This is a genomic window from Streptomyces sp. NBC_00162, from assembly GCF_024611995.1.
GTDB lineage: Bacteria > Actinomycetota > Actinomycetes > Streptomycetales > Streptomycetaceae > Streptomyces.
The window spans coordinates 1,785,820-1,802,691 of the sequence record NZ_CP102509.1 but is presented as its reverse complement, the minus strand read 5'-3'; the positions used below and the strand labels follow the sequence as shown (position 1 = coordinate 1,802,691).

Below are 16,872 nucleotides of genomic sequence, written 5' to 3'. Positions count from 1 at the left end.
GGCATGCCCTCTCACATCGCCCTCACCGCCCTCCTGGTCCACGACTACGACGAGGCGATCGACTTCTACACCCGCGCCCTCGGCTTCGACCTCGCCGAGGACACCGCCCGCCCGGACGGCTCCCGCTGGGTCGTGGTCCGCCCGCCCGGCGCCAAGGAGACCGCGCTGCTGCTGGCCCGCGCCAAGGACGAGGCCCAGCGCTTGCGCGTCGGCGACCAGACCGGCGGCCGCGTCGGCTTCTTCCTCTACACCGACGACTTCGCGCACGACCACGCCCGGATGGCCGCCGAGGGCGTCCACTTCCTCGAGGAGCCGCGCCACGAGGCGTACGGCTCCGTCGCCGTCTTCGAGGACCTGTACGGAAACCGCTGGGACCTACTCCAGCCGGCCGGCTAGCCGCGGTGCCTCGGCGGCGGCGTCCACGGCCGCGCCGCCGTCCACCCGGTGGGCCAGCTCCCCGGCCCACCGGACCAGGCCCGGCACGTCGACCCCGTACGGCCGCCCGTCCAGCCCCTCGATCCCGGCGGCCCCGCGCCGCAGCAGCCGCGCCCCGCCGACCGCGTTCCCGCGCGCGGAGTGCGTCAGCCCGACCGCGAGCTGCGCGAGCCCCCGCCAGAGCGGGGCCGCCTCCTCGGGCCCCGACTTCCAGGCGTCCTCGAACACCTCGTGCGCGTGGAACGGCATCCCGGCGTCCAGCAGCCGCTGCGCCTCCACCACCGTCTCCCCGGGTGAGCGCACCACCCCCTCGGGCTGCCGCTCCACCCCGGCCGCCCCGTACGGCAACGGCCGCCCCAACCCGTCCCTGGGCCGCGCACTGCGCGCCCGCCCCTCGACATCCCGATCCCGTGCGTTCACCACCTCATCTTCGCCCTCGCCGATTACCGGTGCATGCACACCCCTCGGCGTGGGGTAATGTTCTGCATGTGCCGCCGAGACAGGGGAAACCCGGTCAAAAGACACTCGCAGGCACATCGGGACGTGGCGCAGCTTGGTAGCGCACTTGACTGGGGGTCAAGGGGTCGCAGGTTCAAATCCTGTCGTCCCGACTTTTCGAAGTCGCAGGTCGTGGGGCCGTTTCAGAGAAATCTGAAACGGCCCCACGGTCGTTCACGGGGAAGGGACGGGAGACCGATCCGCGCACCGAACGGTCCGTCAGTGCTTGTCGCGCTTCATCCGCTCGGCGGCCTTCGCGGCGGTTTCCTGGACCTTGCCGGTCATCTTCTCGGCCGTGCCCTCGGCCTTCAGGCGCGGGTTGTCCGTGGCGTCTCCGGCCGACTGCTTGGCCTTGCCCTTGAGCTGCTTGCCTTTGGCCTTGGCTTGTTCCTTGTCCATGAGGGGCATCCTTTCGGGAGTGCTACCAGGCCCCGCCTGCCCCGCTCGGACCGCATCATGCGCGTGGGTGGCGGAGGCGTATCCGCGTGGCTTCTGGGAAGGTGCAAGAACAGGACGGAAGGGTGATGCCGGATGGTTCCGGGAGCGGACAATGAGCGCTTCACCGTCGCGGTGCAGACCGTGGACGGAGCCGTCGTCCTGGAGCTGGCGGGGGAGCTGGACCACGACACGGCCCAGCCCCTGCGTGAAGCCCTCGACGAGGCGGTCGCCCAGGGCGGCCGGCTGCTGGTGGACCTGACGAAGCTGGGTTTCTGCGATTCCACCGGGCTGAACGTGCTGCTGCACAGCAGGCTCACGGCGCAGGAGGCCGGCGGCAGTGTGGAGCTGACCGGGCTGCGCGGTTCCGTCGCCCGCATGTTCCACATCACCGGCGCCGACGGGGTCTTCCCGGTGTACGCCGATGTGGCGCAAGCGCTGAGCAGGACGGGTGGTTCGCCAGGATAGTGCCTCTGCCTCACGGACACAGGGTGGGTGGGTACGGCTACGGCACGTCGACACTGAGGAGTCTGAGCGTCATGGAGCAGCGGGGGTCACCCGACCGGACCTGGTACCTGGTACTGGACGGGGCCACCGATGTCGTGACGCGCAGCCGCGACTTCGCCCGCCGGGCACTGGCCGCGTGGCACTGGCTCCCGGCCGCCACCCAGGAGGACCGGGACGCGGCCGATGACGTGCTCCTGCTGGTGTCCGAGGTGGTGGCCAACGCCTGCCTGCACGGTGGCGGGCCGGGAGCGCTGCTGCTGGACTGCGACGACGAGCGGCTGCGCATCGAGGTGACCGACGGGAACCCGGCGCCGCCGGTCCCCGTGCGGACGGGGCCGGGTTCGAGGCCCGGGCAGCCCGGCGGGCACGGACTGTTGATCATGAACCGGCTGGCCCGCGCCTGGGGTTCCCGGCCGGGGCCGGACGGCAAGTGCGTCTGGCTGGAGGTGGCCGCGCCCGCCGGGGTCAGGAATCCAGGGCCGCGATGATCTCTTCGGTGCTGGCGACCTTGCCGATGCGCGGGAAGATCTTGCCGAAGGTGTGGGCGTGGGAGTCGGCGTCCAGGTCGGCGGTGGCGTCCTCGGCGAATACCAGGTCGTAGCTGAGCTCCCAGGCCGTACGGGCGGTGGACTCGACCCCGGCGCTGGTGGAGATGCCGGCCAGGACGATGCGGTGGATGCCGCGCCGGCGCAGCTGGAGGTCCAGCTCGGTACCGGTGAAGGCACCCCAGTGGCGCTTGGTGACGACCACGTCCCCGAGCGCGGCGAGCTCGGCCGGGATCTGCGAGAACGCGGCCGGCGGGGCGGAGGCCGGGCCCGGGCGGTCCACATTGGCGGTGGGCAGGTCGCCGCTGTCGGGCGACCAGGCGACCTTGACCAGGACCACGGGCAGCTTGCGGGCGCGGAACGCCTCGGCGAGCGCGATGCCCTGCCCCAGGATCTCGGCGGAGGGCCTGGCGGTCGGCAGGCCCAGGATGCCGGTCTGCAGGTCGATGAGGACGAGGGCGGTGTCCTGGCCGAGGGCGAGACGGTTCGGATCGGCGGTCATGGAGTCTCCTTCGGTGGCCGTGGCCATCACCGACTGCGGCCGGATCCGCTCGGCGCGCCAGTTCCGTGGCGGTGCAGGGGACACGGCCCGAAAATACGGACAAACAGTCCACCTTGCAAGGCGGACTTACAGATCATCGATACCTTTAGAATGGGAACATGAGTGCGAATAAGGGGGAGTCCCGGCCCGCCCTGACCCCGGCGCTGACCGGGGCGGAGCTGGGCCGCTGGTACTGGACGCTGGCCGAGCTGAGCGCGCTGGCGCGGGAGATGGGCTTGTCGGCCGGGGGCGGGAAGACCGCCGTCACGGCCCGGCTCGCGGCCGCGCTCGACGGCTTGCCGCCCGAACCGGCTGCGCCCGCGGCCGCGGCCGCCCGCCGGAGCGGGCGCCAGCTCGCCGCACCCGTCGACGGCGCCACCGTGATCCCGCCGGGGCAGCGGTGCAGCCAGCTGCTCCGGGAGTTCTTCGTCCGGGAGATCGGCCCGGGATTCCACTTCGACGCCTTCATGCGGGATTACGTGGCCCGGGGCGCGGGCCGTACCCTCGCCGAGGCGGTGGCCCACTGGCACGCCACCCGCGCACGGGCGGCCGAACCCCAGGAGGTCGGCGCCCAGTTCGAGTTCAACCGCTTCCTGCGCGACTGGCACGCCACCCGTCCCGACGGCACCCGCGCCGAAGCCCTGGCCGCCTGGCAGGCCCACCGGGCCCGCCCCCGCGACTGACCGCACGCGTCCGGCAGGGGCGGCCTACGGGCGGCCGTAGCTCAGCAGCACGACGCCGTTGCCGAACCTGCGGGTGTCCTCCAGGCGCAGTGGCACCGGGCCGCCGTCGACGGGCGGGAACAGCGGCTTGCCACGCCCGATCCGCACCGGATGCACGTAGATCCGGTACGCGTCCACCAGGTCGTGGCGCAGGAACGCGGCGGCGAGATCCGCCCCGCTCAGGATCAGGTCGCCGCCGGGGGCCGCCTTCAGCGCGGCGACCTCGTCCGGTACGACGTCCCGCACGATGGTGGTGTTCCAGCCGGCCTGCTGCAGGGTGCGCGAGTAGACGTACTTCGGCATGTCGCGCCAGATGCCGGCGAACTCGGCCATGGGCCCGGCGTTCGCCGGGTCGGCGTCGGCGGTCGGCCAGAAGTCGGCCATCAGCTCGTGCGTGACGCGACCGCTCAGGAAACCGCCCATCGAGCGCAGCTCGTCGTTGAAGTGCTGGTGCAGTTCGTCGTCGACGACGTGCCAGTCGATCTGTCGCTCGGGACCCTCGATGTATCCGTCAAGGGACACCCCCGACATGAGGATGATCTTCCGCATACCGGCCCACCCTACGCCGCGGACATACTGATCGGCGTGAAGACCGAAGACGACAACGCCGATGACACCGTCCTGTTCCACGTCGAGGGCCGGACTGCGGTGGTCACCCTCAACCGCCCCAGGGCCCTCAACGCCCTCACCCACCCCATGGTCCTGCGCATCGACGAGGCCCTCGGCGCCTGGGAGGAGGACCCCGCCGTCCACCAGGTCCTGATCCGCGGCGCCGGGGAGCGCGGGCTGTGCGCGGGCGGGGACATCCGGGCCATCCACGACGACGCCAAGGCCGGCACCACCGCCTCCGCCGAGTTCTGGCGCGACGAGTACCGCCTCAACGCCCGTATCGCCCGCTACCCCAAGCCGTACGTCGCCCTCATGGACGGCATCGTCATGGGCGGCGGCGTCGGCGTCTCGGCCCACGGCGGCGTCCGCGTCGTCACCGAGCGCTCCCGCGTCGCCATGCCCGAGACCGGCATCGGCTTCGTCCCCGACGTCGGCGGGACCTGGCTGCTCGGCCGCGCGCCCGGCCGGCTCGGCACCCATCTCGCCCTCACCGGCGCCGCCGTGGGCGCCGCCGACGCGCTGCTCTGCGGACTCGCCGACCACTTCGTCCCCGCCGGGCGGCTGCCGGAACTGACCGCCGCCCTCGCCGGGGCCCCCGCCCACGAGGTGCTGCCCCGGTACGCCGCCACGCCCCCGCCCGGTGAACTCGCCGCCCGGCGGCCCTGGATCGACCACTGCTACGCGGCCGGCACCGTCGAGGAGATCGTCGAGCGGCTGCTCGCCGACGGGGACCCCGCCGCCAAGGAGGCCGCCGAGACGATCCTGGCCAAGTCCCCGACCGCACTGAAGGTCACTCTCGCGGCCCTGCGCCGGGCCGCCGCCCTCGGCTCGCTGGAGGAGGTGCTGGTCCAGGAGTTCCGGGTCTCGTGCAACGCCCTGGCCTCGCCCGACCTGGTGGAGGGCATCAGGGCCCAGGTCGTCGACAAGGACCGCGATCCGCGCTGGTCGCCGCCCGCCCTGGCGGACGTGACCGACGCGGACGTGGAGGGGCACTTCGCGCCGCTCGCCGGCGGTGACCTCAGTTTCGGCTGAGCCGGGCCTCCAGGCCGTCCAGGACCCGCTGGAGTCCGTAGTCGAAGTTCTCCTCGCGCATCCGGCGCGGGTCCCCGCTCTCCTGCGCCGACTGCCCCTCGGCGAGCAACGGGTGGCCGGCGAGGGCCTGTTCGGCGGCCGGGCGCAGGCTCTCCAGCCACTCCTGCTCGCTCTGCCCGCTGCGCGCCAGCAGCGAGAGGTACGCGGCCTCGCTGGTGCTGGCGCCGACTACGTAGGAGATGACCGCCTTCATCGCGAGGTCCGCCTCGCCCACCGGGAACCCGGCCGCCTGGAAGAGCGCGAGCATCCGCTCCGACATGCGCATCAGGTTGGGTCCGAGGTGGGCGAGGCCGACCTGGCCGAGCACCGAGGCCACCCACGGGTGGCGCAGGGCCATCGCGCGCAGGCTGTGGCCGCTGCGGGAGACCGACTCCCGCCAGCCCGCCGGGTCCGTGGCCTCCGGCACCTCCAGCTCGCCGTAGACCTCGTCCACGACCAGCTCGATGAGCTCGTCCTTGTTGGCCACGTGCCGGTACAGCGAGGTGGCGGCGGCGCCCATGCCCGTGCCCAGCTTGCGCATGCTCAGGGCCTCGATGCCCTCGGCGTCCAGCAGCTTGACGGCCGCGGCGACGATCTGGGCCTGGCTGAGCGCCGGCTGCTGCTCCTTCGGCCGGCGCGGGCGCGTCCAGACGGAGGGGACGGCGGGCGCGGCGGGGCTCTGCTGCTTCTCGTCTGCTGACATGGCCCCAGCCTAACGCACCTGCGAACACCGTACGCACCTGCGTACACCCGAATGGGATGCGTACGGCGTCCTGGCGAGGGCCTAGCGGTAGCCGGTGGTGTCCGCCGGGCGGCCCGGGTCCTGGACCTCGACCATGTACCGCCAGCAGTCCGGCCGGCTGCCGTCGAGGTCCGTGAACCCGTAGACCCCGGCGAGCTGCCCGCTGGACAGGGACTGCCCGTTCCAGCGCGCCGACTCCGGGTCCGCGGCGAGCGCCGCGACCGCCCGGCCGACATACGACGGGGTCTCGGAGATGGCGAAGTGCGGGACCTTGTCCAGCGCGTCCCGCCAGTTCTCCTCCGTCACGCCGAAGTTGTCGAGCATCATCTCCGAGCGCAGCCAGCCCGGGGTCAGCGCCACCGCCGTGGCACCGCGCGGCCCCACCTCGTGCCCCAGCGCGAACGCCATGCGCAGGACCGCGGACTTGGCGATGTCGTAGAAGAACGACACCCGGTAGTTGGTCGCGTTGTAATCGGCGGTGCCGTCCGTCATCTCCACCACCAGCCCGCCCGGCCGGCGCAGCAGTAGCGGCAGCGCGAAGTGGCTGGTGACCGCATGGGTCTCGACCGCGAGCCGCAGCAGCCGCAGCCCCTTGTCCAGATCGTGCTCCCAGACCGTGCTGTCCCACTCGAAGAGCCGCTCCCCGCCCCAGATGTCGTTGACCAGGACGTCGAGGCGCCCCTGCTCCACGTCGATCCGACCCACCAGGGCCTCGACCTCGCCCGGCACCAGGTGGTCGGCCACCACCGCGATGCCGTGCCCGCCCGCCGCCGTCACCAGCTCGGCCGTCTCCTCGATCGTCTCCGGGCGGTCGTACTCCGAGCGTCCGTTCCGGGAGCTGCGCCCCGACACGTACACGGTCGCGCCCTGCGCGCCCAGCTGGACCGCGATGCCCCGGCCCGCGCCCCGCGTCGCCCCGGCCACCAGGGCGACCTTGCCTTCGAGTGTGCGCTGTGCTTCAGCCATGCGCCCGACCCTATGACGGCTCGCCCCGCTCCCGCCCGCCGAACACGGCGACCGCCGCCAGCGACAGCAGCAACCCCCCGGCCGCCATGCCGAGGGCCGGGCCCGGCCCCCACAGCGTCCAGGCCGCGCCGAACAGCAGCGACCCGGCGAACCGGGCCAGGGCCTGCGCCGTCTGGAGCACCGCGAGGCCGGTGGTGCGCAGTCCGGCCGGGAGCAGCGGCCCGGCCGCCGCCATCAGCACCCCGTCGGTGGCCGCGTAGAACAGGCCGAGGAGTGAGAGGACGCCGAGGACGAGAGGGGCCCCGGCCGGTACCGGGGCCAGCAGCAGCAGACAGGCGCCGAGCAGCAGTACGTGCCCGCCGAGGAACACCCGGCGCCGGCCCAGCCGGTCGGCCGCCCGGCCCGCGGGCAGCGCGGCCAGCAGGAACACCGCCGCCGTGCCGACTGGCAGCAGCGGGAAGTACGCGGCCGGCAGCTCGAGCCGGCGCTGGAGGAGCAGATAGAGGAAGGCGTCGCCGACGGTGAACAGGCCGAGCAGGGCGGTGGTCGCGCACAGCCGCCGAAGGCCGGGGATCCGTACGAGCGTGCGTACGGGGGGCGGCGGGGTACGGGTGGCCGGGGCGGGCGCGGGGGCTTCCCGTACGAACAGGACCAGCACCACCACCCCCAGCACCGCGATGCAGCAGCTCACGGTGAACACGGCCGCGTACCCGTCCACCACCACCCACAGCACCCCGAACGCGGCCAGCGGCCCCAGCAGTGCGCCCGCCGTGTCCAGCGCGCGGTGCACCCCGAAGGCGCGGCCCTGGTCCTGGGGCGGGCAGGAGAGCGAGATCAGCGCGTCGCGCGGGGCGGTGCGCAGGCCCTTGCCGGTCCGGTCGGCGGCGAGCACCGCCGCCACCGACCAGGGGGTGGTGACGGCGAGCAGGGCCGCCTTGCACGCGGCGGAGAGCGCGTAGCCGAAGCCCGCCACGAGTTTGCGGCGGTGCGTGCGGTCCGCGATCCGGCCGCCCGCGAGCCGCAGCAGCGCCGTGGCGCCCTGGTGGAGTCCGTCCAGGGCGCCGAAGGCGAGCGGGGACATGCCGAGTCCGGCCATCAGGTACAGCGGCAGGACGGCGGTGACCATCTCCGCCGAGGCGTCCGTGATCAGGCTGACCAGGCCGAGCGCGAACACCGTGCCGGGGACGGCCCGCAGCGGGCCGTTCCGGGCCGGGGTGTCCCCGGCCGTGTCCGCGGCCCGGCTGGTCGACAGGTACACGGATGCCTCCCTGAGGGTGTCTAGAACCAGTTGACGGTGAGCGGGAACCCGGCGGTGACGGTCGCGCCCGTGGAGTCGGTGGCGGTGGCCGTGATCTGGAGGGCGCCGGCGGCCCACGGCTTGCCGCTGATCCGGCCGGTGCCGGGGTCTACGGTCAGGCCCCAGGGCAGGCCGGTGGCCGCGTACCGGATCGGGGGCTTGCCGCCGGTGGCGCTGAGCTGGATGGTGCAGGACTGGTTGAACTTGCAGGTCTGCGGGCCCGGATCGGCCAGCTTCAGGTCACCCGCCGTCGGGGTCGGGGTGGGTGTCGGGGTCGGCGTGGGCGTCGGTGTCGGGGTGGGCGTGGGGGTGGGAGTGGGAGTCGAGCCGCCGAACACCTCGCTGATCGGCTGGACGTTGGCCGCGTTGCCCGCGTGCGTCGTGCCGAAGAGGTCCTCGAAGGTCCGCAGCAGATGGTGGTGGTTGAAGGCGGTGGTGTACTTGCCCGTCTTGACGTTCGCGCCGTAGAAGACCGTGGCGATCTGGTTCGACCCCAGGTAGTTGTCCTCGTCCCAGGTCAGCACCAGCAGGCTGTTGTTGGCCTTCGCCCACTGCGCGTAAGCATCGATGTTGTTCTTCGTCCACGTGTCGCCGGTGCCGACCGAGCACGAGTGCATGTCGTTGCACTGGTTCGGCACGACGAACGACAGGTTCGGCAGCGCCGCGAAGTTGTTCTGCGGGAACTGAGACCAGGTCTTCCCGGTGTTCAGCGGCACGTTCTTGAAGGCGAACCACGGGTTGTGCTTCTGCGCGTACTGGCCGTTCGTACAGGCCGTGGACCCCTCGCTCGGCAGGTCCTCGTTGTACGTGGCGAAGGTCTTCCCGGCCGCGATCAGCTCCTGGCCGAGGTTGGGCGCCGTCATCGACTGCGGGGTGTAGCAACCGTCGCCGGTGATGCCCTGCGTGGCGCCCGAGAAGAGGTTGAAGTAGTTGGGCTGGCTGGGGTGGGTCAGCGCCTTCATGCCGGTCAGGCTCGCGCCGCCGTTCGCCAGCTGGTTGATGTACGGGGCGTTCGCGCTGCCGATGATCTCCCCGTACTGCTTGTTCTCGTACACGACGACCACCACGTGGTCGTACGAGGGCAGCGCGGCCGCGACCGCCTTGGTCGTGGAACCGCTCTCCGCCGCCTGGGAGTTGGCGACGGTGAAGGCGCCCAGCAGGCCGAGCGTGCCGAGTCCGGCCACGAGCGCGGACCATCGGGCCCGGCGTCTCGCGTCGGCCCTGGGTGAGGGGGTGGGCATGGGGGATCCTCCTTGATTCGGCGATGTCGACAGGGCTGGGGTGGCTGGGGTGGCTGGGGTGGTCATTCCTCGCGCCGGGCCGCGCCGGCCACGGCGATGTTCAGGAAGCGCGGCACGGGCCGCTCCCGGTCGCGGAAGTCCTCCGCGACCGCGGCCCGCACCGCCGTCAGTCGTGCCTCGGGCAGCAGCACCAGCGCACTGCGCCCCGGTTCCCGGCCGGGCGGCCAGGCGCTCAGTGCCCCGGCCCGGCGGGCGCAGGACACGGCCCGCGCCAGCTCCGCCGGGCGGTCCGCGGCCTCGCCGCGAACGGCCACCAGTACCAGGCGCGACCCGGACACCGCCGGGTCGAAGGGGACGTACCGATGCCGCTTCCGGGGCTCCGCGCCCAGCAGCAGGGCCTTGCCGGGCCGGGCGAAGAGCACCGCCCGGCGCAGCGTGTCGTCCCCGTCCGGCAGCGCCGCGGCCAGCAGCCGGGCCAGGTGCGCGCGGTCCGGCAGCTCGCCCGCCTCCGTGTGGACGTCGGCCACCGCCAGGGCCACCGCGCAGTCGGCCGCCTCCGCCGTCGCCAGCCCGGCGGCCGCCGTGAGCGAGCCCTGCACGTGCAGATCGGTCCCGCCGCGGCCGAAACCGGCCCGGGCCAGCGCCCGCAGCACGGCGTACGGCCGGACCGCCCAGGCGGGGGCCGCGGGCGGCGGCCCGGACAGGGTCAGCGGCAGGTCGCAGCCGTCCGCAGGGTGTCCGAGCGAGCTGAGCCGCACCAGGCCGTCGGTGCGCGGGGCCGCGGCGGCGGCCGTCGGCCAGCCGGCCGCCGCGACCAGCCTGGGGGACCCGAGGTGGAAGGCGTACGGGGCGCTCCACACGGCGGCCGGGGGGCGGCCGTGCGCGGCCTCCAGGGCGTAGGCGACGAGGCGGAAGAGCGGATCGGCGGTGGCCCGGCGGGCGATGTCGAGCCCTGCGACGGCCGGTCCCGCGACGGCCGGTCCCGCGAGGCCGGATCCGGTGAGGTGGAGTCCGGCGATGCCGGCCGGGCCCGCGGGGCGGGTCACGGGAGGTCCTTGCGGGCCAGGATCCGGTAGGCGTTCCCGCCGTCCGTGACCCGGGCGGCCGCCGACCGCAGGGCGTCGAGCACGGCCGCGCCGACGAAGCACGGCAGCGCCGCCACCCGTACGGCACCGGCGAGGGCCCGTGCGCGGGGCGTGGCCGGGGGACCCCACGGCCGGTCCGGATCCGGGGCCAGCCGCGAGGCGGTCAGGGCCACCGCGCCGAAGAAGTCGTTGCCCTGATGGGCCGCTCCGTGCTCCTCGGTGAGGACGGTGAAGCCCCGGTCGGCCAGCGCCTCGCGCAGGTTCGCGGCCGGCACCAAGTGCTGGTGCTGCGGCTGGAACCAGGGCAGCCACGCCGGTCCGAGGAGGCCGGCCATGCGGGACTCCGGGTCGGGCACCTCGATGGTCAGGTACCCGCCGGGGGCCAGGACGGCGGCCGCCGCGTCCAGTTCGGCCAGCGGATCCCGGGTGTGCTCCAGGTAGTGGTACATGCTGACCACCTCGTACCGGCCCGCCAGCTTCGAGGAGAACTCCGGGAACTGGCCCAGGTATCCGGTCTCCACCCAGCCGCGGCGCTCGGCCTCCAGGACCCCGTCGCCCATGTCCAGCCCGTCGAACCGGGTCCGCGGCCAGACCTCGCGCGCCGCGTTGCAGAAGTGCCCGTGCCCGGTGCCCACATCGAGCCAGGACTCCGGTCCGCTGTCGTCGACATGCGCGCGGAGCATCTCGGCGCGCCCCCGGTACGCGGCACCGAGCCGCCCGAAGACCGTGCCCGCGCCCTCGCCGCCCCGCCCGTCGTAGAAGTCGCGGTAGTAGAACTCCAGCCCCTCCGGGCTCAGCCGGGGGTTCTGGAAGACGTGCCCGCAGTCCTCGCAGCGTTCCAGCGTGAACCGGCCGGGCTTGCCCTGGAGCAGGTCGGGCACCCGGACCCGGACGGCGAGCCGCCCGCTCCCGCACCAGGGGCAGTCCGGGCGGCGCACCTCGAGGAAGCGGTCGGTCCCCGCGGCCAGGTCCGCCCGGTAGCCGGCGGCCCGGCCGGAGTCCTGCTCCTCGCCCGGGCCACGGCGGGCCGCCGCGGCCGTACGCAGGGCCGCGCCGAGGGACCGTACCGGCCGGGCGGCGGTGGCCCGGGCCAGATCGGCTGGGCGCAGCGGGGAGCCGGGCCCCCCGAGGGCGAGGTACGGCTGCAGCCAGTACAGCCCGGCCGCGGCGGCGCCCCACCGGCCCTGGCGTACGACGACGCCCGCCAGCAGGGCCAGCCCGGCGAGCTGAGCCGCGGCCAGCGCCCCCGGCGGCAGCCCCTGGGCCCGCAGTTCGGCGGCGCGCGCGGGCCCGGTCGCCTCGCGCGGCGCTCCGCAGCTCAGCGCGGGGGCGATCGCCAGGCCCGTGGCCCCGGCGGCGTACTCCTTCAAACGCCGGGTGAGCGCGAGGAGTTCCGCCGGGCCGGGGCGCGGCCCGTCGGGATCCACCCCGGCCCGCGCGAGGACCTCCTCGGCGGCCAGCACGGCGAACCCGGCGCCGCGCCCCTCGCCGAGCCGGTCCCGGCGGTAGCGGACGGGGTCGACCAGGCGCATCAGCCCGAGGGCCCGCTCGGCGGCCAGATCCGCCGGCAGCAGGTCCAGGACCCGCAGCCCCTCCCGCTCGGCGTGCGCACAGGCGGCGAGGAAGGTGGCCGCGTCGGCCTCGACCCCCGGGCGGTGAGCAGCCGCCACCCGGCGGCGCGCGGCACCCCGGCCGCCGAGGGCGGGGCGGCCGGCAGCACCGGCACCGCCCGCAGCCGTCGGCCGGCCCGGACGGTGCCCGCACCGAGCGCGGCCAGCAGCACCACCGAGGTCCACGGGACCCGGGGGATCGGGGGTGGCGTCATAGCAGCTTCTCCAACCGGTCGGCCGCGGCGGCGGCTCCGCCCGCCGCGGCGAATGAGGCCTGGATCCGCCGGGCGGACCGGCGGTGGCCGGGCTCGTCCAGCACGGCCGTGAGCGCGTCTCGCAGTTCCTCGGCCCGGGTCCTGCCGAACCGCACCCGCACCCCGGCCCCGGCGTCCACGACCTGGCGGGCCACGATCGGCTGGTCGTCGCGGATCGGCGCGACCACCAGCGGCAGCCCGAAGGCGAGGGCTTCGCAGACGGTGTTGTGGCCGCCGTGGCAGACCACCGCGTCCAGGTGGGGCAGCAGTTCCAGCTGCGGAACGCGCTCCTGGAGCAGCAGGTGCCCCGGCGCGGAACCGATCAGCGCGGGGGGCGCCGCGAGCACCAGCTGCACGTCCTCGGCGAGGTGTTCGGCGGCGCCGAGCACGGCCCCGTAGAACCGGCCGCCTGCCTCCTGGTTGAGGGTGCCCAGCGACACCAGCACGCGCCGCCGTGCCGGGTCCAGCCGCTGCCAGGGGAATCCCGGAGCGGCCGGCCGGGCCCCGAAGGCGGGTCCGACGAAGGCGTAGTGCGGCGGGAACTCCTCGGCCGGGCCGACCAGTTCCGGGGTGGAGAAGACCAGGACCAGCCGCTCGGAGAACCGCGGATCCCAACCGGAGGCCACCGTCCCGAACTCGCCGAGCAGCCCGTGGATCTGCCCCGCGACCCACTCCCCGACCTTCGGGAAGTCCGCGAACGGCCGGGTGAGTTCCGCCGACGTACTGGCGGACGTCGCCCAGGGGATCCCGAGCCGCTCGGCGACCAGCGGCCCGGCCAGGGCCTGCTGGTCGGCGACCAGCACGTCCGGCTCGAAGCCGCGGACGGCGTCGGCCACCCCCGGGACCATCGCCCGCGCCAGTGGCACCAGCGCCTCCTCCCACAGGAACCGCAGCGCGGCGACCCCGCGCAGATCGCGCCAGCGGGCGTGCAGCGTCGTGTAGCCGCCGCCCGCCTCCTCGCCGGCCGGCAGGATCCGGGCCCGCGCGGGCAACAGCCCGGCCAGCGCCCCGGCGGGGCCCGTCCAGGCGATCTCGTGGCCCCGGGCGGCCAGTTCGGCTCCGACGGCCACCGTCGGATTGACGTGCCCCGCCAGCGGCGGAACCGTGAACAGTACCCTCATGGCACCAGCGCTCCCACCCGCGCGGCCCGCGTCTCCCGCGCCGTCGCCGTCGCCGTCAGGCCGGCCGAGGCGTCGAGATGGGCCAGCACGGCTTCCCGTAGCGCCCCGCTGGTCTCCTTCAGCACGTCGTGTCCCAGACCCGGCAGGATCCGCAGCACACCGTGCGGTGCGTGCAGGGCCAGCTCCCGTGCCCCCGCCACCAGTTCCGAGTGCTCGCCGCACACGATCAGCAGGGGGCAGCGCAGCCGGGCGTAGTCGGCCGGGGTGAAGGTGCGGCCGGCCGCCATGTCGTCGATGAGGGTGGTGCGGTTGAGCAGGTCGTCGGCGATCGCCGTGAGATTGGCGGCCTTGCGCAGCCGCAGGGTGCGCAGTTCGGCGGGGACGGGGCTGTCCTCCAGGCTGAGCGCCGCGGCCGACAGGGTGTCCACCATGTTCTCCACCCAGGCCCCGCTGAGCGGGGGCTCGAGGAGGGTGAGCCCCGTGACGAGATCGGGCCGGGCCAGCGCCGCGTGCAGGGCGAGGGTGCCCCCGTAGCTGTTGCCGACCAGGTGCACCGGCCGGTCCCCGAGACCCAGCGCGCCGAGCAGCGCGAAGAGGTCCCGTACGGCGGTGCGGCTGTCGTAGCCGGTGGCCGGGCGCTCGGTGCGGCCGTGGCCGCGCAGGTCGTAGAGGACGGCCTCGTGCCCGGCCCGGGCCACCGGCACCGCCAGCGGACAGTAGAAGGAGGACAGGTTGTCGACGGCCAGGCCGTGCAGGAAGACCACGACTGGCCGGTCGGGGCGGGCGGCTTCCGCGGTGGCCGGGAGCCGCTGGACGTGGAAGCGCAGCGAGTTGGCGAGGACGAAGGCCATGGCGGATCAGCCCGCGGAGGAGGCCGGGGCGGTCCCCGAGCGGGCGAGGGAGGCATGGGTGATCCGGCCTATGTGCGTGACGAGTTCGCCCACGGACATGGCGAGGATGGCGTCCATGTCCTTCTCAGCCAGGAACTCCATCAGGTCCACCTCGGCGCCGTAGCGGTGGTGGAGCAGCTCGGCGAGGGCGACGAACTCGACGCTCTCCAGGGCGAGGTCCTCGTTGAACGTCGTCTTCATCGTGACCTCCTCCGCGAGGAGGTACTCGTCGCCGACGATCTCCACGAGCATTCCGGTGATCTCGGCGAGGATGTCAGGTGCCATGACGGGTCTCCGTGAGGTGGAAGGGGACGGGGGACGGGGCCGCCGAGCCGTGGGCGGTCCAGGCGACGACGTGGTCGAGCGGATCGGTGGGGAGCAGGGTGGTGCGGACCGGGTACGGGTGCCCGCCGGGGAGCGCACCAGCAGCGCGCCGGAGTCCGGGTCCTCGGCCACCCGCCAGTCCCGGGCCGGCCGCCGAGCCCGCTGCCCTCGGCCTTGGCGGCGGCCTCCTTGGCGCACCACAGGGCGGTCAGGGCGGCCGGCAGGCCGGTGCCCTCGCAGGCGGCCAGCCGTTCGGCGAGCCGGAGTTCCTCCGGCCCGAGGGCGATGCGGACCAGCGCGTCCGGGTCGGCGGTGACCTGTTCCACGTCGATGCCGACCGCGCGGCCGGGGTGCGCGAGGGCGACCGCGATCCGGTCCTTGTGGGCGATCGACAGCCGGAAGCCGCGGGTGAGCGGGCCCTCGGCCAGCGGCCGGCCGGCCGGGTCGTTGCCGATGGGCACCTCCGCCGGGAACACCGGTCCGGCCCCGCCGTCCCACAGGAGCCGGCGCAGCGCGTCCTTGGCGGCGATCCGGCCCAGCAGCCAGGGCGCCCGGGCGCGCGGCGACAGCCGCTCGTAGGCCGCCCGCTCGGCGGCGCCGAGGTAGCGGCGCATCACCAGCTCCTGCGAGGCGGGATCGGTCCAGCGGCGGCGGGCCAGGCACCAGCCCTCGGGCCGGGGTTCGCCGATGCCGCACACCTCCGGGGTGAACTTCATCGGCCAGACCCGCTCGTCGGCGCCGAACCGGCGGTACGTCCACCCCTCGATCCGGGCCCACACCCCGCCGGTGGCCCGGCGCAGTTCGAGGTCGCCGCGCACGGTGGTGTCGTGCACCTCGCGGATCCGGGCCGTGGCGGCGACCAGCTCCCCCGGGGCCGGCTGGGGGCCGAAGAAGCGGATGCGGTCCACGGTGGCGGGGAACACCAACCGGTCGACCGGGAGCCGCAGTTGCATCCAGTGGCCGAAGATCTGACCGGCCGCGTCGAGCAGCGCTCCGGGATCGGGAAGGGCCCGCAGGACCCCTTCGATGCCGTCCGCGCCGACGGTCCGGACCTCGTGCACGGCGGCGAAGCGGGGGCCGTGGAACATCCACCGGTCGCGGTAGAGGGCCTCGGCGCTGACGGGGGCCGGCCGCGGATCGCGCAGGGGCGTGGTGTCGGGCGCGGGCGGCTGCCCGTACCGCTCGCCGAGCAGCACGACCACCGAGGCGTACGCGCCGAGGCCGACGCGAGCCCGGCCGGGCCCGTCGCCCCGGACGGTGACCTCGACGTCGACGGCCGGTTCGACGGCCAGCCAGCGCAGCGCCCTGACGTCCTCGTAGCCGACGACGTGGAGACCGGGCGGGGCGTGCCGCAGCGCGGCCTCGGCGGCCAGCTCCAGCATGGTGGTCATGGGCACGACGGGGAACCGGTCGGAGTCCTCGGGCCAGCCCTCGGGCTGGAGGTACACGCAGTGGTCCCGTACGTAGGGCAGCTCGGCCAGCGAGAGCCGCAGCACCTCGGTGCCCGTGGGCCCCACCCGCCCCGCCGGCTCCACCGGCGCCGGCGGGGGTCCCGCCGCCCAGGCCTCGGTGACGGTCCGGGCGGCCGCGCCGGTGTCGGCGAGCACCGCGTCCAGGGCGGACAGCAGGACCGGCCGGGGGCCGGACGCGGGTTCGGCGGCGGACCCGGTCGCGGACCCGGCCGGCGGTGGCGCCGACAGGCCGCCCAGCGCGGTGCGCGCCGCCTCGCCGAGGCGGACCAGCGGCGAACCGAGGTCCAGGAGCACCGGCCGCCCCGCCCGGGTGGGCGCTGCCCCGGCCGGCTCTTCCGGGGCGGACAGCAGGTCCCAGCGCGGTGCGTGGCCCTCGGCCCAGAGCGCGGCGCAGGTGCGGCCGAGGGCAGCCAGCCCCGGAAGCCGGGGGAGGAGGTGGACACCGACAGGTGCGGGCGGTCGCGCAGGGTGTCCTCGACGAACCCCGGCAGACTGCCCGGGCCCAGC

General features: G+C 74.6%; 19 protein-coding genes and 1 tRNA gene. 6 read left to right on the top strand and 14 right to left on the bottom strand.

Annotation, left to right across the window (positions count from 1 at the left end):
* Nucleotides 1-3 precede the first annotated feature (3 nt).
* Nucleotides 4-396 (top strand): VOC family protein, encoded by a 393-nt coding sequence (locus tag JIW86_RS09035; RefSeq protein ID WP_257553291.1) that lies wholly within the window; start codon nucleotides 4-6, stop codon nucleotides 394-396.
* Here the strand turns inward: JIW86_RS09035 and JIW86_RS09030 are convergent.
* Nucleotides 376-855 carry a DUF309 domain-containing protein gene (locus JIW86_RS09030; RefSeq protein WP_257553290.1) on the bottom strand — a complete coding sequence of 160 codons (480 nt, stop codon included), beginning with the start codon at nucleotides 853-855 and terminating at the stop codon, nucleotides 376-378. The two genes, JIW86_RS09035 and JIW86_RS09030, sit on opposite strands and share 21 nt — an antisense overlap.
* A gap of 117 nt (nucleotides 856-972) precedes the next feature.
* On the opposite strand from JIW86_RS09030, the gene JIW86_RS09025 reads away from it, so the two are divergent.
* A tRNA-Pro gene (locus JIW86_RS09025) sits at nucleotides 973-1,046 on the top strand.
* A gap of 106 nt (nucleotides 1,047-1,152) precedes the next feature.
* On the opposite strand, the gene JIW86_RS09020 is transcribed toward JIW86_RS09025, so the two are convergent.
* Complete coding sequence (locus tag JIW86_RS09020; protein WP_374199325.1) at nucleotides 1,153-1,332, bottom strand: CsbD family protein; 180 nt, start codon at nucleotides 1,330-1,332, stop codon at nucleotides 1,153-1,155.
* Between the two features lie 132 nt (nucleotides 1,333-1,464).
* On the opposite strand from JIW86_RS09020, the gene JIW86_RS09015 reads away from it, so the two are divergent.
* Together JIW86_RS09015 and JIW86_RS09010 are read left to right on the top strand one after the other, a co-directional pair.
* Entirely contained in the window at nucleotides 1,465-1,836 is a 372-nt protein-coding gene (locus tag JIW86_RS09015; protein WP_257553289.1) for an STAS domain-containing protein, read from the top strand.
* 71 nt (nucleotides 1,837-1,907) lie between these two features.
* A complete protein-coding gene (locus JIW86_RS09010) occupies nucleotides 1,908-2,363 on the top strand; it encodes an ATP-binding protein (protein WP_215148179.1) in 456 nt (151 codons plus the stop codon).
* Here JIW86_RS09010 and JIW86_RS09005 read toward each other — a convergent pair.
* Complete coding sequence (locus JIW86_RS09005; protein ID WP_215148178.1) at nucleotides 2,341-2,922, bottom strand: hydrolase; 582 nt, start codon at nucleotides 2,920-2,922, stop codon at nucleotides 2,341-2,343. The two genes, JIW86_RS09010 and JIW86_RS09005, sit on opposite strands and share 23 nt — an antisense overlap.
* Before the next feature lie 158 nt (nucleotides 2,923-3,080).
* Here JIW86_RS09005 and JIW86_RS09000 point away from each other — a divergent pair, with 158 nt between their 5' ends.
* A complete protein-coding gene (locus JIW86_RS09000; RefSeq protein ID WP_257553288.1) occupies nucleotides 3,081-3,644 on the top strand; it encodes an SAP domain-containing protein in 564 nt (187 codons plus the stop codon).
* Nucleotides 3,645-3,668: 24 nt separating this feature from the next.
* On the opposite strand, the gene JIW86_RS08995 is transcribed toward JIW86_RS09000, so the two are convergent.
* A complete protein-coding gene (locus JIW86_RS08995) occupies nucleotides 3,669-4,232 on the bottom strand; it encodes a dihydrofolate reductase family protein (RefSeq protein ID WP_257553287.1) in 564 nt (187 codons plus the stop codon).
* Nucleotides 4,233-4,268: 36 nt separating this feature from the next.
* Between JIW86_RS08995 and JIW86_RS08990 the strand changes: the two genes are divergently transcribed.
* The gene (locus JIW86_RS08990) at nucleotides 4,269-5,324 is read left to right on the top strand and encodes an enoyl-CoA hydratase/isomerase family protein (protein WP_257553286.1); all 1,056 of its coding nucleotides are present in this window, start codon (nucleotides 4,269-4,271) and stop codon (nucleotides 5,322-5,324) included.
* On the opposite strand, the gene JIW86_RS08985 is transcribed toward JIW86_RS08990, so the two are convergent.
* The 10 genes from JIW86_RS08985 to JIW86_RS08935 all read right to left on the bottom strand — a co-directional run bounded on the left by JIW86_RS08985 (nucleotide 5,311) and on the right by JIW86_RS08935 (nucleotide 16,659).
* A complete protein-coding gene (locus JIW86_RS08985) occupies nucleotides 5,311-6,066 on the bottom strand; it encodes a TetR/AcrR family transcriptional regulator (RefSeq protein ID WP_257553285.1) in 756 nt (251 codons plus the stop codon). The genes JIW86_RS08990 and JIW86_RS08985 overlap by 14 nt on opposite strands.
* Before the next feature lie 81 nt (nucleotides 6,067-6,147).
* Entirely contained in the window at nucleotides 6,148-7,071 is a 924-nt protein-coding gene (locus JIW86_RS08980) for an SDR family oxidoreductase (protein ID WP_257553284.1), read from the bottom strand.
* Between the two features lie 10 nt (nucleotides 7,072-7,081).
* Nucleotides 7,082-8,329 carry an MFS transporter gene (locus JIW86_RS08975; protein WP_257553283.1) on the bottom strand — a complete coding sequence of 416 codons (1,248 nt, stop codon included), beginning with the start codon at nucleotides 8,327-8,329 and terminating at the stop codon, nucleotides 7,082-7,084.
* Between the two features lie 20 nt (nucleotides 8,330-8,349).
* The gene (locus JIW86_RS08965; RefSeq protein WP_416237542.1) at nucleotides 8,350-9,609 is read right to left on the bottom strand and encodes an alkaline phosphatase family protein; all 1,260 of its coding nucleotides are present in this window, start codon (nucleotides 9,607-9,609) and stop codon (nucleotides 8,350-8,352) included.
* A gap of 62 nt (nucleotides 9,610-9,671) precedes the next feature.
* On the bottom strand, nucleotides 9,672-10,655 hold the full coding sequence (locus JIW86_RS08960) for a galactokinase (RefSeq protein ID WP_257553282.1): 984 nt from the start codon (nucleotides 10,653-10,655) through the stop codon (nucleotides 9,672-9,674).
* A complete protein-coding gene (locus JIW86_RS08955) occupies nucleotides 10,652-12,364 on the bottom strand; it encodes a class I SAM-dependent methyltransferase (protein ID WP_257553281.1) in 1,713 nt (570 codons plus the stop codon). Before JIW86_RS08955 ends, JIW86_RS08960 begins: the two co-directional genes overlap by 4 nt.
* A gap of 151 nt (nucleotides 12,365-12,515) precedes the next feature.
* A complete protein-coding gene (locus JIW86_RS08950; protein ID WP_257553280.1) occupies nucleotides 12,516-13,679 on the bottom strand; it encodes a glycosyltransferase in 1,164 nt (387 codons plus the stop codon).
* The gene (locus JIW86_RS08945; protein ID WP_257553279.1) at nucleotides 13,676-14,530 is read right to left on the bottom strand and encodes an alpha/beta fold hydrolase; all 855 of its coding nucleotides are present in this window, start codon (nucleotides 14,528-14,530) and stop codon (nucleotides 13,676-13,678) included. Before JIW86_RS08945 ends, JIW86_RS08950 begins: the two co-directional genes overlap by 4 nt.
* A gap of 6 nt (nucleotides 14,531-14,536) precedes the next feature.
* The gene (locus JIW86_RS08940; protein WP_257553278.1) at nucleotides 14,537-14,854 is read right to left on the bottom strand and encodes an acyl carrier protein; all 318 of its coding nucleotides are present in this window, start codon (nucleotides 14,852-14,854) and stop codon (nucleotides 14,537-14,539) included.
* The gene (locus JIW86_RS08935) at nucleotides 14,767-16,659 is read right to left on the bottom strand and encodes a 4'-phosphopantetheinyl transferase superfamily protein (protein ID WP_257553277.1); all 1,893 of its coding nucleotides are present in this window, start codon (nucleotides 16,657-16,659) and stop codon (nucleotides 14,767-14,769) included. The genes JIW86_RS08940 and JIW86_RS08935 overlap by 88 nt, the downstream gene beginning before the upstream one ends.
* Nucleotides 16,660-16,872: the final 213 nt, after the last annotated feature.

Excerpts from the sequence above, each read along its gene's own strand:
- JIW86_RS09035 (WP_257553291.1), top strand. The coding sequence starts at position 4 with ATGCCCTCTCACATCGCCCTCACCGCCCTCCTGGTCCACGACTACGAC.
- JIW86_RS09020 (WP_374199325.1), bottom strand. The coding sequence starts at position 1,332 with ATGGACAAGGAACAAGCCAAGGCCAAAGGCAAGCAGCTCAAGGGCAAG.
- JIW86_RS09015 (WP_257553289.1), top strand. The coding sequence starts at position 1,465 with ATGGTTCCGGGAGCGGACAATGAGCGCTTCACCGTCGCGGTGCAGACC.
- JIW86_RS09010 (WP_215148179.1), top strand. The coding sequence starts at position 1,908 with ATGGAGCAGCGGGGGTCACCCGACCGGACCTGGTACCTGGTACTGGAC.
- JIW86_RS09005 (WP_215148178.1), bottom strand. The coding sequence starts at position 2,922 with ATGACCGCCGATCCGAACCGTCTCGCCCTCGGCCAGGACACCGCCCTC.
- JIW86_RS09000 (WP_257553288.1), top strand. The coding sequence starts at position 3,081 with ATGAGTGCGAATAAGGGGGAGTCCCGGCCCGCCCTGACCCCGGCGCTG.
- JIW86_RS08995 (WP_257553287.1), bottom strand. The coding sequence starts at position 4,232 with ATGCGGAAGATCATCCTCATGTCGGGGGTGTCCCTTGACGGATACATC.
- JIW86_RS08985 (WP_257553285.1), bottom strand. The coding sequence starts at position 6,066 with ATGTCAGCAGACGAGAAGCAGCAGAGCCCCGCCGCGCCCGCCGTCCCC.
- JIW86_RS08980 (WP_257553284.1), bottom strand. The coding sequence starts at position 7,071 with ATGGCTGAAGCACAGCGCACACTCGAAGGCAAGGTCGCCCTGGTGGCC.
- JIW86_RS08965 (WP_416237542.1), bottom strand. The coding sequence starts at position 9,609 with ATGCCCACCCCCTCACCCAGGGCCGACGCGAGACGCCGGGCCCGATGG.
- JIW86_RS08950 (WP_257553280.1), bottom strand. The coding sequence starts at position 13,679 with ATGAGGGTACTGTTCACGGTTCCGCCGCTGGCGGGGCACGTCAATCCG.
- JIW86_RS08945 (WP_257553279.1), bottom strand. The coding sequence starts at position 14,530 with ATGGCCTTCGTCCTCGCCAACTCGCTGCGCTTCCACGTCCAGCGGCTC.
- JIW86_RS08940 (WP_257553278.1), bottom strand. The coding sequence starts at position 14,854 with ATGGCACCTGACATCCTCGCCGAGATCACCGGAATGCTCGTGGAGATC.